At 42.2% G+C, this 12,509-nt stretch carries 13 protein-coding genes; all 13 read left to right on the forward strand.

Features of this window, described 5'->3' with window-relative positions; genetic code table 11:
• The first annotated feature begins 12 nt into the window (after positions 1–12).
• The 13 genes from hepT to hisC all read left to right on the forward strand — a co-directional run bounded on the left by hepT (position 13) and on the right by hisC (position 12,464).
• Positions 13–975 carry a heptaprenyl diphosphate synthase component II gene (gene hepT / locus ACSSTM_RS01500; RefSeq protein ID WP_034661075.1) on the forward strand — a complete coding sequence of 321 codons (963 nt, stop codon included), beginning with the start codon at positions 13–15 and terminating at the stop codon, positions 973–975.
• A 129-nt stretch (positions 976–1,104) separates the two neighbouring features.
• Entirely contained in the window at positions 1,105–1,551 is a 447-nt protein-coding gene (ndk, locus tag ACSSTM_RS01505) for a nucleoside-diphosphate kinase (protein ID WP_437403961.1), read from the forward strand.
• Positions 1,552–1,696: 145 nt separating this feature from the next.
• Entirely contained in the window at positions 1,697–2,476 is a 780-nt protein-coding gene (locus ACSSTM_RS01510; RefSeq protein WP_034661070.1) for a CheR family methyltransferase, read from the forward strand.
• A 73-nt stretch (positions 2,477–2,549) separates the two neighbouring features.
• Positions 2,550–3,722 carry a chorismate synthase gene (gene aroC, locus ACSSTM_RS01515; protein WP_034661068.1) on the forward strand — a complete coding sequence of 391 codons (1,173 nt, stop codon included), beginning with the start codon at positions 2,550–2,552 and terminating at the stop codon, positions 3,720–3,722.
• The gene (gene aroB / locus ACSSTM_RS01520) at positions 3,722–4,813 is read left to right on the forward strand and encodes a 3-dehydroquinate synthase (RefSeq protein WP_420734881.1); all 1,092 of its coding nucleotides are present in this window, start codon (positions 3,722–3,724) and stop codon (positions 4,811–4,813) included. Before aroC ends, aroB begins: the two co-directional genes overlap by 1 nt.
• Positions 4,810–5,193, forward strand: a complete 384-nt coding sequence (gene aroH, locus ACSSTM_RS01525; protein ID WP_034661065.1) for a chorismate mutase — start codon at positions 4,810–4,812, stop codon at positions 5,191–5,193. The genes aroB and aroH overlap by 4 nt, the downstream gene beginning before the upstream one ends.
• Positions 5,194–5,424: 231 nt before the next feature.
• Positions 5,425–6,972, forward strand: coding sequence for an anthranilate synthase component I (gene trpE, locus ACSSTM_RS01530; RefSeq protein ID WP_437403962.1), 1,548 nt, complete (start codon positions 5,425–5,427; stop codon positions 6,970–6,972).
• Positions 6,944–7,966, forward strand: a complete 1,023-nt coding sequence (gene trpD, locus ACSSTM_RS01535; protein WP_437394711.1) for an anthranilate phosphoribosyltransferase — start codon at positions 6,944–6,946, stop codon at positions 7,964–7,966. Before trpE ends, trpD begins: the two co-directional genes overlap by 29 nt.
• A complete protein-coding gene (trpC, locus tag ACSSTM_RS01540; protein ID WP_334749532.1) occupies positions 7,959–8,711 on the forward strand; it encodes an indole-3-glycerol phosphate synthase TrpC in 753 nt (250 codons plus the stop codon). Before trpD ends, trpC begins: the two co-directional genes overlap by 8 nt.
• Before the next feature lie 5 nt (positions 8,712–8,716).
• On the forward strand, positions 8,717–9,376 hold the full coding sequence (locus ACSSTM_RS01545; protein ID WP_409481764.1) for a phosphoribosylanthranilate isomerase: 660 nt from the start codon (positions 8,717–8,719) through the stop codon (positions 9,374–9,376).
• Positions 9,357–10,556, forward strand: a complete 1,200-nt coding sequence (gene trpB / locus ACSSTM_RS01550; RefSeq protein WP_282066540.1) for a tryptophan synthase subunit beta — start codon at positions 9,357–9,359, stop codon at positions 10,554–10,556. Before ACSSTM_RS01545 ends, trpB begins: the two co-directional genes overlap by 20 nt.
• Positions 10,553–11,356, forward strand: coding sequence for a tryptophan synthase subunit alpha (gene trpA / locus ACSSTM_RS01555; RefSeq protein WP_095285333.1), 804 nt, complete (start codon positions 10,553–10,555; stop codon positions 11,354–11,356). The genes trpB and trpA overlap by 4 nt, the downstream gene beginning before the upstream one ends.
• A 10-nt stretch (positions 11,357–11,366) precedes the next feature.
• The gene (gene hisC, locus ACSSTM_RS01560) at positions 11,367–12,464 is read left to right on the forward strand and encodes a histidinol-phosphate transaminase (RefSeq protein WP_034661979.1); all 1,098 of its coding nucleotides are present in this window, start codon (positions 11,367–11,369) and stop codon (positions 12,462–12,464) included.
• Positions 12,465–12,509 lie beyond the last annotated feature (45 nt).

A 12,509-nucleotide genomic window follows, 5' to 3' on the forward strand; every position in this document is an offset into this window, starting at 1 on the left:
TGGGTGAAAATAATGAAACTAAAAGCAATGATCTCTTTTTTAAATCATGATATCGATATTATTGAAAAAGAGCTTGAACAAACAGTTCGCTCTGATTATGCATTATTAAGTGAAGCAGGTCTTCATTTGCTGCAAGCGGGCGGAAAACGAATCCGCCCCGTTTTTGTTCTCCTTTCAGGCATGTTTGGCGACTATGACATTAATAAAATTAAATATGTTGCCGTTGCTCTTGAGCTGATTCATATGGCATCGCTTGTTCATGATGATGTCATTGATGATGCTGAGCTGAGAAGAGGCAAGCCAACGATTAAGGCAAAATGGGACAATCGAATTGCCATGTACACAGGAGATTATATGTTTGCAAGATCGCTTGAGTATATGACAAAGATCAATCACCCAATGGCGCATGAAATTTTGTCAAAGATGGTCGTCGAGCTCTGTCTTGGTGAAATCGAGCAAGTGAAAGACAAATACAATATGGATCAAAACCTGCGTACATACTTAAGAAGAATCAAACGAAAAACAGCCTTGCTCATTGCAGGCAGCTGCCAGTTAGGTGCGATAGCAGCAGGTACAGATGAGAAAACACATAAAGCCCTTTACTGGTTTGGCTATTATGTCGGTATGTCCTATCAGATCATTGATGATGTGCTTGATTTCACATCAACTGAAGAAGAGCTTGGTAAGCCTGTTGGGGGAGACCTTTTACAAGGAAATGTCACACTCCCGGTCTTATATGCACTGAAGAACCAGGCACTCGAAGGCCAATTAAAGCTGATTAATAGTGAAACAACGGAAATGCAGCTGAAGCCTGTGATTGAACATCTCAAACAAACAGATGCGATCGACCGCTCGATTCGAGTGAGTGAAATGTATTTGAAGAAGGCATTTGAACAGCTGGACAAACTTCCTCGAGGACGAGCGAAAACGTCACTCGCCTCCATTGCCAAATATATTGGTAAACGAAAATTCTAATCAACATGTTGTTGATTGGTTTTTTTGTGAAATTTTTTGTCAAAAATTGATTATTATAAAAAAAAATGATACGATCACTTTGTAACAATGTAAGCCTATACATACATAACGACGGGGTGGAGAACGTATATGGACAAAACATTTCTTATGGTCAAACCTGATGGTGTGGAAAGACAATTAATTGGTGAAATTGTGTCAAGATTCGAAAAAAAGGGGCTTCAGCTTGTTGGTGCAAAACTAATGAGTATTCCAAAAGAAGTAGCAGAAACACATTACGGAGAGCATAAAGAAAAACCATTTTTCGGGGAATTGGTTGACTTTATTACGTCAGGACCATTATTTGCAATGGTATGGCAAGGTGAACAGGTAGTAGATGTAACAAGACAGATTATCGGCAAAACAAACCCGAAGGAAGCGCTTCCAGGCACAATTAGAGGAGACTATGGATTGACGGTTGGAAAAAACATTATCCATGGCTCAGACTCACCAGAAAGTGCTGAAAGAGAAATCAACTTATTCTTCAAACAAGAAGAACTCACAAGCTGGGATCAAACCATCTCAAGCTGGATTTATTAATGTTCAAGCCAAGGTGTTCATCAAATGAGCACCTTGGCTTTTTTTATATGAATATTTCTACACGAAATTTCGCATGAGAAGATACAAATTTTCGATAAAAACAGCTATACTAGGACAAAGATAGATGAGACAGGAGAGGACTTTGATGGATCAATATCAAGTATTTGTCGGAAAATGGAAAAAACTAACCGGGGTGGATCTGAATTTATATAAAGAAGCACAAATGAAACGAAGATTAACGTCACTTTATGATAAAAAAGGATATAGAGATTTTGAAGCATTCGCGGCTGCCCTTGAAAAGGATAGAGCACTATTAGATGAGACGATGGATCGAATGACGATCAATGTGTCAGAATTTTACCGAAACTATCAGCGCTGGGAAGTGCTTGACCAAAAAATTCTTCCGCTGCTTTCGAAAAACAGCGGCACCCTAAAAATATGGAGTGCAGCATGTTCGACAGGAGAGGAGCCGTATACACTCTCAATGCTTCTATCAAGCCATCCGCTTGTGAAGGACTTCCAAATTATTGCAACTGATATTGATGATAAAGTTCTGCAATCAGCTCAAAAAGGAAGGTATCATGAACGATCATTGCAAGAGGTACCAGATCAAATCAAGCAAAAATATTTCACAAAAGAAGATTCTTCATTTTACACTGTGAAGGATGAGGTGCGAAAGCACATTCAATTTAAGAAGCACAACCTTTTAGCAGATCCTTATGAAAAACAGCTTGATCTTATCGTGTGCCGAAATGTCCTCATTTACTTTACAGAAGAGGCAAAAGAAGAAATTTACATGAAAATGAGCAGCAGTTTAAAACCAAATGGCGTATTATTTGTTGGTTCTACTGAACAAATTTTTCACCCAGAAAAGTTTGGACTGACATCTGCTGATACTTTCTTTTATCAAAAGAAGGGGTTGTAGCTGACTTTTTAGTAGTAAGTGTGTTATCATAGTTTTACTTAAAAGCGTTAATGCGATGAAGGGAGATCAAGTCATGAGATACTTAACAGCAGGTGAATCACATGGTCCACAATTGACCACAATTATTGAAGGCGTTCCAGCGGGACTTTACATAGAGCAGGATGACATCAATTATGAATTGGCTAGAAGACAAAAAGGTCACGGCCGCGGGCGAAGAATGCAGATTGAAAAAGACCAAGCGAAAGTGTTAAGTGGTGTTCGCCACGGGAAAACATTAGGTTCTCCTATTGCACTTGTCGTTGAAAACAACGACTGGAAGCATTGGACAAAGGTGATGGGGGCAGAGCCGATTACAGAAGAAGAAGAGAGTGAAATGAAGCGTCAAATTTCACGCCCTAGACCAGGACATGCGGATTTAAATGGTGCGATTAAATATGGACATCGTGATATGCGAAACGTATTAGAGCGTTCATCAGCCCGCGAGACAACCGTTCGCGTAGCAGCAGGCGCAGTCGCCAAACAAATCTTGGCTCATCTAGGAATCAAGGTAGCTGGCCACGTTCTTGAAATTGGCGGAGTGAAAGCAGCTAATACGACATATAAATCGATTGAAGATTTGCAAAAGGTAACGGAAGAGTCGCCTGTTCGCTGCTACGACAGTGAAGCAGGTCAAAAAATGATGGATGCCATTGATGAAGCGAAGAAAAACGGTGATTCAATTGGCGGAATTGTTGAAGTCATCGTTGAAGGAATGCCGGTTGGAGTCGGAAGCTATGTTCACTATGACCGCAAATTAGACAGCAAGCTTGCAGGTGCTGTTCTGAGTATCAACGCTTTTAAAGGGGTTGAATTCGGTATCGGCTTCGAGGCGGCTTCTAAAAATGGCAGTGAGGTCCATGATGAAATCATCTGGGATGAAGAAAAGGGCTATACGAGAAAAACAAATCGCTTAGGCGGTCTTGAAGGCGGAATGTCAACTGGTATGCCAATTGTCGTAAGAGGGGTCATGAAACCAATCCCAACGCTTTATAAACCGCTTCAAAGCGTTGACATTGAAACAAAAGAACCTTTCTCCGCAAGTATTGAACGTTCTGACAGCTGTGCTGTTCCTGCCGCAAGTGTTGTCGCAGAAGCAGTCGTGGCTTGGGAAATTGCCAATGCTGTTGTTGAGCAGTTTGGTCTTGATCAAATCGACCGCATTAAAGAAAATGTTGAAAAAATGCGCCAGCTTCAGAGGGAATTTTAATGAAAACACTGGAAGTTAAGACGTCTTCAGCCACTTATCCTGTATACATCGGTGATGGGATTAAACGCAATATCGTCGACTTGATGACTTCCACGGGGCATTCCTATACGAAGCTCCTAATCGTTACAGATACAGCTGTTGATGCCATTTACGGTGATAAAATGGTTCGATTACTTAAGCAGAAGTGGTCTGTGCATAAAGTGGTTGTGCCAAGCGGAGAGCAGTCGAAATCTTTTGCTGAGTTTGAGCATATTCATACGAAGGCCATTCAGTTTCAGCTGGATCGCTCCTCGTGCATCATTGCGCTGGGAGGAGGCGTAATTGGGGATTTGGCTGGCTTTGTTGCTGCTAGTTATATGAGAGGCATTGATTTTATTCAAGTGCCGACGACGCTGCTGGCACATGACAGTGCAGTTGGCGGGAAAACAGGGATTAACCACCCGCTCGGTAAAAATTTAATCGGTGCATTTCATCAGCCGAAAGCTGTGATCTATGATACGAGTATGCTTGAGACACTATCTCAAATTGAAATGAGGTCAGGCTTTGCTGAGGTCATCAAACATGCCCTCATTTCAAGTGAAGACTTTTTATCAGAACTGATGTCCATTCGTTCTTTGGCGGAATGTTCAAAGAGCGAGCTGACACATATGCTGTATCAAGGGATTCAAGTCAAAGCGTCGATTGTTCAAAAAGACGAAAGAGAACAAGGCGTGCGTGCATTTTTGAATTTAGGTCATACACTTGGGCACGCCATTGAAGCAGAGTATGGATACGGCGTTATCACGCACGGAGATGCTATTGCAATCGGCATGCAGTTTGCGCTATATGTGAGCGAAAAGAAGCTGGGACTCAGCCTCAATCGGATGGAACTAAAAAATTGGATGAAAGAACTCGGATTCCCGGTACAAGTCACTCAAAACATTTCCACGAAAACATTTGTTGACCGAATGATTGGTGATAAAAAGGCAAGAGGCGGAACCGTTCAATTTGTTTTATTAAAACAGGTTGGAGACGCTGTCTTGCAGTCTTTCACAAAAGATGAGCTGCATCACTGGCTCGAAGAATGGAAACGGGAGGAGGGATGTCTATGATGTTTCGCGGGATACGTGGGGCTACAACTGTGACAGAAGATACAGAAACAGAAGTGTTAAACAAAACGAAACAGCTGCTAGAAGCGATTATTTCAAGAAATCAAGTAGATCCAGAACGTGTCGTGCAGATCTTAATTTCAGCTACACAAGATATTCACTCCGTTTTTCCGGCAAAAGCCCTTCGTCAGTTTGAAGGATGGACGTATGTGCCTGTTACTTGTATGCAGGAGCTGGACATTCAAGGCGGTCTAAAGCATTGCATTCGCGTTTTAATGACGGTCCAAACAGACACAAAGCAGGAAGATGTGCAGCATGTGTACTTGGAAGAAGCTGTGACGCTTCGCCCTGATTTACAGTTGACAAAAAACAAGGAATTATAATACGATATGAACAGCCGAAGTTTACACACAGGTGTAAACGGCATTGCAAGCTTAGAGAAGATGAGAATGAGACTAGGGTAGTTGAGATGAGTAGAGTTGAGCAGAGATACGATACGTCTATTTCATCATACTGCCTAAAAGAGCAACCCTCTTTTAGGCTTATTTCGTATACTCATACAAACCCTCTATATGTCCCCTCATTCTCCTTAATCCCATTTAAGGAGTGTGCTTATGAATTCCCAATCAAACCTGACCCAATTTTTAAGGGACAGCGAGTCCCACAAAACAATCCCGATTGTTGAAACCATTACAGTTGATACGCTCTCACCGATTCAAATTGTCGAAAAACTCAAGCAAGATATTGTGTATCTGCTAGAAAGCAGAGACGAGTCTTCTAGCTGGTCGAGATATTCCTTCATCGGATTACATCCTTTTTTAACCTTACACGATGACCAAAACCAATATATTGCACGTGACGCTGCAGGGCAGGAAGTCATGAAAAAGCAAGAACTGAAAGACTTACTAGACTGGATGAAAGAGCAATACCAAATCAAGACACCAGATGTTGACATCCCATTTACAGGCGGGGCAGTTGGGTACTTAAGTTACGATCTTATTCCAAGTATTGAACCTTCTGTCAGGCCACACCTAAGCGCATCAACGACAGACAATTGTACTCTATTTGTCTGCCAAACGATGATTGCCTTTGATCATGAAACGAATCATGTTCATTTTATCCAATACACCCAGCTGACCGGAAATGAAACAGAAGACGAAAAAATACAAGCTTATAAAGAAAATCAAAAGCGGCTTGAACAGATGATTCACAAGCTCCATACAAAGATTGATATGAAAGAACTGATTTTATCAGGGAATATGAACGAATCACCGTCCTTTGAACATGTGACATCAACCTATGAAAAAACACAATTTCTAAAGGACGTAGAAAAAATCAAAGAATACATTCGAGCGGGTGATATTTTTCAAGGCGTACTCTCACAGCGCTTTGATATCCCAGTGTCAGTGAGTTCATTTGAATTATACCGTGTGCTTCGCATTGTGAATCCATCTCCATACATGTATTTTATGAAATTAAAAGACCGTGATTTAGTCGGAAGCTCACCAGAACGATTAATTCATGCCAAAAATAGGCACTTAGAAATTCATCCAATTGCAGGCACTAGAAAAAGAGGAGCAACAAAAGAAGAGGACGACGCACTGGCAAGAGAGCTGCTAGAAGATGAGAAAGAAAAAGCAGAACATTACATGTTAGTAGATCTAGCCAGAAATGATGTCGGCCGCGTAGCAGAATACGGCAGCGTGTCCGTACCGACCTTTACAAAAGTTGTGAACTTTTCACATGTCATGCACATCATCTCCATTGTGACAGGGAAGCTAAAGCAGGATACACACCCAGTCGATGCGCTCATGTCCGCTTTTCCTGCAGGCACATTAACAGGGGCACCGAAAATAAGAGCGATGCAATTATTAAATGAAATGGAGCCTGAGCCAAGGGAAACGTATGGCGGCTGTATTGCCTATATTGGGTTCGACGGCAATATCGACTCTTGTATTACCATTCGCACCATGAGCATCAAAGATCAGACCGCTTCCATACAAGCAGGCGCTGGCATTGTCGCAGATTCTGTTCCAGAAAATGAATGGGAAGAGACTTGTAACAAGGCAGGAGCGCTTCTGAAGGCCATTCAGCTTGCTGAACATATTTTCTCAGAAAAGGAGAGTGTGCAGGATGAATCAGCGACTTTCAGCTCTTGTTAACGGAGGCTTCCTATCAGAAAATGAAGCCCATAGGCTAATGCATGATATGATGAGCGGATCTTTAACAGATGCTGAAGTCGCTGCAAGTCTATCGATTTTAGCGCACAGAGGAGAAACCGCTGAAGAAATGACAGGCTTCGTGAGGGCCATGCGGCAAAAGGCAGCACCAGCGGAAAGATCGCTCGATGTCGTTGACACATGCGGTACAGGAGGCGATGGACTCTCTACATTTAATATATCAACTGCAGCTGCCATTGTGGCTTCCGCCGCTGGTGCTAAAATCGCAAAACACGGAAATCGTTCAGTCTCTTCTAAAAGCGGAAGTGCCGACGTGCTAGAGTGTCTTGGCATTCACATTCAATCCACTCCAGAAGAAACGAGAAGACAAATACAAGACAAAAACATGGGCTTTTTATTTGCACCACTGTACCATTCATCGATGAAACAAGTAGCAGCAGTCCGCAAGCAGCTCGGCTTCCGGACGGTATTTAATCTATTAGGACCGCTTTGCCACCCGATGCAAGCCAAAAAGCAAATCGTCGGTGTGTACTCAAAGGAAAAGGCAAAATTAATGGCGAAAGCCCTTGCCCCATTAGAGCCAGAACATGTCCTGTTTGTGAGCGGGGAAGACGGGCTGGATGAATTAACGATTACAGCAAATTCATATGTGATTGAACTCAAAAAAGGTACCATGACAGAATATACGCTAAACCCGGAAGACTTTGGACTGGAAAAAGGATACTTATCAGATATTCAGGTCCAATCACCGGAAGAGAGCGCAAAATTGATTCAGAATATATTGAATCATCAAACAGAAGGGGCGCCGCTTCATATTACAGCTCTGAATGCCGGGGCGGCTTTATATGTCGCAGGCAAGTCAGAAAGCCTCATGGCAGGAACATTAAAAGCGTTAGAAACGATTAAAAACGGCACAGCCAAAGAACAATTGGCTCGTTTAAAACAAAAAAAGAAAGAGGAAGAGATCTATGCTTAATCAAATCATTGCACGCAAAAAAGAACATATTCAAACGTTGCAGTTACCTGTGGATGGAGACTTTGAAAGACGATCATTTAAAGAAGCGCTCATGAACCCTCACCGCTCGATTGGTCTAATTGCTGAGGTGAAAAAGGCATCTCCTTCCAAAGGAATCATTCAGCCGAATTTTGATCCTCTGCAAACAGCAAAAGCATACGAAAAATCAAATGCTGATTGCTTATCTGTCTTAACAGATGAACCATTTTTTCAAGGGAAGAACGAGTATCTTTCCTTAATTAAAGAACACGTCGCACGTCCAATTTTAAGAAAAGACTTTATCATCGACTCCATACAGATAGAAGAGTCAAGACGTATCGGTGCAGATGCAATTTTATTAATTGGAGAAGTACTTGAACCGCAACAGCTGCATGAGCTCTATGCTGAAGCGAAGGAAAAAGGACTAGATATTCTTGTCGAAGTTCATGCAGCAGATACACTGGAAAATATCTTAAACATATTCACCCCTGAAATCATTGGAGTGAATAACCGAAATTTAAAGACATTTAAAACAACAGTTGAACAAACAAAAGAGATTGCACCACTTGTTCCAAAGGATGTCTTACTAGTGAGTGAAAGCGGTATTCAGACATATGATGATCTGACCTTTGTCAAAAAACATGGAGCGAGTGCTGTCCTTGTAGGTGAATCATTAATGAGAGAACCATCACAAGAAAAAGCCGTTCAGACGTTATTTGGAGAATGAGGAAGATGAAGCCTTTTTTAAAATATTGCGGGGCGGTATCACAAGAAGATGTAGATTGCATTGCGCAATCTCAAGCAGATGCGATCGGGTTTATTTTTGCTCCAAGTAAAAGACAAGTCGATCCAGAACAAGTGAAACAATGGCTCACCGAGTCGCAGTGCGAGAAAGAGATTACTGGTGTATTTGTAAATGAAAAAATCCAAAAAGTGTGTGACATCACAAAGCATATTCCTTTAGATATCGTTCAGCTGCATGGAGATGAAACACGAGAGGATGCAAAAGAAATAAAACAACAAACAGGAGCGATTGTGTGGAAAGTCTTTCACCACGAGCCCGATGTAAAAGAAACACTCGATAAAATGACGGCATTTGCGCCGTTTGTCGATGGCTTCCTCATTGATGCGAAAGTAAAAGGGATGAGAGGTGGTTCTGGCACAGCTTTTACATGGGAAGCGGTACCTGTATACATTCAGCAGGCAAAACGACTGGAGAAAACATGCATCATTGCAGGCGGAATAACACCAGAAACGCTGCCAGAGCTGCTTGCCTATGGCCCAAAAGCGATCGATCTTTCAAGCGGCATAGAAGAAAACGGGAAGAAAAGCAGCGCTAAGATCAAAGCGCTCGAAGAAAGGATGTTAAACGATGTACGCATATCCAAATGAGATTGGCAGATATGGAGAATTCGGAGGGAAATTTGTTCCTGAGACGCTCATGCAGCCACTCAAAGAAATCGAACAAGCATTTAACGAATTAAAAGAAGACCCTGCTTTTGAGCAAGAATATCTTTCCCTTTTGCAAAACTATTCAGGCAGACCGACTGCGCTGACATATGCTGATCAATTATCAGCATACCTCGGCGGCGCAAAAATCTATTTAAAAAGAGAAGATTTAAACCATACAGGCGCTCATAAAATCAACAATGCACTTGGGCAGGCCCTGCTTGCGAAAAAAATGGGAAAATCAAACATCATCGCGGAAACAGGCGCTGGACAGCACGGAGTAGCAGCTGCAACGGTGGCCGCAAAGTTTGGATTATCCTGCACAGTATTTATGGGAAAAGAGGATGTGGAAAGACAATCACTCAATGTATTCCGAATGAAGCTCCTTGGCGCTGAGGTCATACCTGTCACAAGCGGGAACGGCACATTAAAAGATGCAACCAACGAAGCGATTCGTTACTGGGTCCAGCACTGCAGTGATCATTTCTATATGATCGGCTCAGTTGTAGGACCTCACCCGTACCCCCAAATCGTCAGTGAGTTCCAACGGATGATTGGTGATGAAGCAAAAGAGCAGATACTTAAAAAAGAAGGCAGGCTCCCACATAAAGTCATTGCTTGTGTCGGCGGCGGAAGTAATGCCATTGGAATGTACCGAGCGTTTTTAGATGAAGAGATTGATATTATTGGTGTAGAAGCCGCTGGAAAAGGAATCGATACGCCGCTTCATGCAGCAACCATTACGAAGGGGACAAAAGGGGTCATTCATGGATCTTTGACATATTTAATCCAAGACGAATTTGGCCAAATTATTGAGCCCTATTCCATTTCAGCTGGTTTAGATTATCCTGGGATCGGGCCAGAGCACGCATATTTACATGCGAGCGGCCGGGTTCAATATGTGAGTGCTACAGATCAAGAAGCACTGGATGCGCTAAAGCTGCTGACGGAAAAGGAAGGAATCCTGCCAGCGATTGAATCAGCACACGCTTTAGCCAAGGCGTTTGAGATGAGCAGGACGATGAATGAAGATGAAATCGTCCTTGTCTGCCTGTCAGGAAGAGGAGATAAGGATGTGCATACATTAATGAATGTGCTTGAAAGTGAGGGCAAAACCAAATGATCACATTTCAATTAGAGCAAGGCGAGAAGTTATTCATCCCATTTATCACGGCAGGAGATCCGTCAGAAGAAGTCACGATTGATTTAGCTGTGTCCCTTCAAGCAGCCGGTGCACATGCGATTGAACTAGGTGTCCCTTATTCCGACCCGCTAGCGGACGGTCCTGTCATTCAAAGAGCCTCCAAAAGAGCTCTAAATCATGGCATGAATATCGTAAAAGCGATAGAATTAGCAGGGAAGATGAAAAAAAATGGTGTAAAAATTCCTGTAATTCTATTTACGTATTATAATCCTGTGTTACAATTAGACACAGAATACTTTTTCGCTTTACTGCGCAAAAATCATATTTCGGGACTCTTAACACCCGACTTGCCGTTTGAAGAGAGCAGTGAGCTGCAAAAGAACTGTCAAACTTATGACATTTCATATATTTCGCTCGTTGCACCAACCAGCAAGGAACGATTAGTAAACATTGTAGAGCAGGCAGAAGGTTTTGTGTATTGTGTTTCATCTCTTGGTGTAACAGGTGTCAGACAAACCTTTGACGAATCGATTACTGATTTTATTCAACAAGTGAAACAGCTGAGTCACATACCGGTTGCGGTCGGTTTTGGCATCTCAACAAGAGAGCAGGTAGACTCAATGAATAAACTGAGTGACGGTGTCGTTGTAGGCAGTGCACTTGTGAAAAAAATTGAAGAACTTCAAGATCAATTGTTAGCAAGTGATACACGTCAAGAAGCTTTAAGAGAATTTGAAACCTATGCAAAAACATTTAGTCCCCTCTATTCATTCAAATGAGGTGAAACTTTTGCAAATCAAAGATCAATTAAAACAACTAAAACCGTATCAACCTGGGAAACCAATTGAAGAGGTCAAAAAAGAATATCAATTAGACAAGATTGTGAAATTGGCTTCAAATGAAAACCCTTTTGGATGTTCCTTACATGCAAGAGAGGCGATACAAGCTGAGCTCGAACATTTAGCGATCTATCCAGATGGATACAGCGCAAGTTTAAGAACGGAGCTTGCTGAGTTTCTTCAAGTAAATGAAAAACAATTAATATTCGGGAATGGCTCAGATGAACTTGTGCAAATTATTGCTAGGGCATTCCTTGACCAACATACAAATACCGTCATCCCAGCTCCATCTTTTCCGCAATACCGTCACAATGCCGTCATTGAGCAGGCAGAGATTCGAGAGGTGCCGCTTTTAGACGGAGGAGCTCACGATCTGAAGGGCATGCTGGATGCGATTGATGAGAACACGAAGGTCGTCTGGGTATGCAACCCGAATAACCCGACGGGAAATCATTTGTCAGAATCTGAGCTTGTGGCGTTTTTAGACCAAGTACCAGCTCATGTGCTTGTTGTACTAGATGAAGCATATGTCGAATACGTTCGTGCGGAAGACTTTCCGAACAGCTTATCTTTATTACATTCCTATCAAAATGTCATCGTACTCCGAACGTTTTCAAAAGCGTATGGACTGGCTGCACTTCGAGTAGGCTATGGCATTGCGTCGGAAGAGTTGATTACTGCGATTGAACCAGCGAGAGAGCCGTTTAATACGAGTCGTATCGCTCAGGCAGCTGCACGTGCAGCGATAAAAGATCAGGATTTCATTCAATCTTGCAGACAGAAAAATGAAGCAGGTCTCAAGCAATATCAAGAATTTGCTGACCGTTTTGGACTTTTTATTTATCCGTCTCAAACAAACTTCGTGCTGATTGATTTTAAGAGAGATGCAGATGAATTATTCAATGCATTATTGAAAAAAGGCTACATTGTTCGTTCTGGTAAAGCACTTGGTTTTCCGACTTCTTTACGTATTACGGTCGGAACAATGGAGCAAAATGCAGAAATTCTAAGTACACTTGCCGATTTAATGCAAGGCATTCGTGCGTAGCATAACCATAAAGTCATATCCTAAGGCAGGATATGGCTTTCATTG

The organism is Bacillus sp. RK1064 (genome assembly GCF_051488405.1).
Lineage (GTDB): Bacteria > Bacillota > Bacilli > Bacillales > Bacillaceae > Bacillus.

Bases quoted from the DNA above. Each gene is read 5' to 3' on its own strand.
- trpC (WP_334749532.1), top strand. From the start codon at position 7,959: ATGCTTAATCAAATCATTGCACGCAAAAAAGAACATATTCAAACGTTG.
- aroH (WP_034661065.1), top strand. From the start codon at position 4,810: ATGATGTTTCGCGGGATACGTGGGGCTACAACTGTGACAGAAGATACA.
- ACSSTM_RS01545 (WP_409481764.1), top strand. From the start codon at position 8,717: ATGAAGCCTTTTTTAAAATATTGCGGGGCGGTATCACAAGAAGATGTA.
- ACSSTM_RS01510 (WP_034661070.1), top strand. From the start codon at position 1,697: ATGGATCAATATCAAGTATTTGTCGGAAAATGGAAAAAACTAACCGGG.
- ndk (WP_437403961.1), top strand. From the start codon at position 1,105: ATGGACAAAACATTTCTTATGGTCAAACCTGATGGTGTGGAAAGACAA.
- hepT (WP_034661075.1), top strand. From the start codon at position 13: ATGAAACTAAAAGCAATGATCTCTTTTTTAAATCATGATATCGATATT.
- aroB (WP_420734881.1), top strand. From the start codon at position 3,722: ATGAAAACACTGGAAGTTAAGACGTCTTCAGCCACTTATCCTGTATAC.
- trpB (WP_282066540.1), top strand. From the start codon at position 9,357: ATGTACGCATATCCAAATGAGATTGGCAGATATGGAGAATTCGGAGGG.
- trpA (WP_095285333.1), top strand. From the start codon at position 10,553: ATGATCACATTTCAATTAGAGCAAGGCGAGAAGTTATTCATCCCATTT.
- trpD (WP_437394711.1), top strand. From the start codon at position 6,944: ATGAATCAGCGACTTTCAGCTCTTGTTAACGGAGGCTTCCTATCAGAA.
- aroC (WP_034661068.1), top strand. From the start codon at position 2,550: ATGAGATACTTAACAGCAGGTGAATCACATGGTCCACAATTGACCACA.
- trpE (WP_437403962.1), top strand. From the start codon at position 5,425: ATGAATTCCCAATCAAACCTGACCCAATTTTTAAGGGACAGCGAGTCC.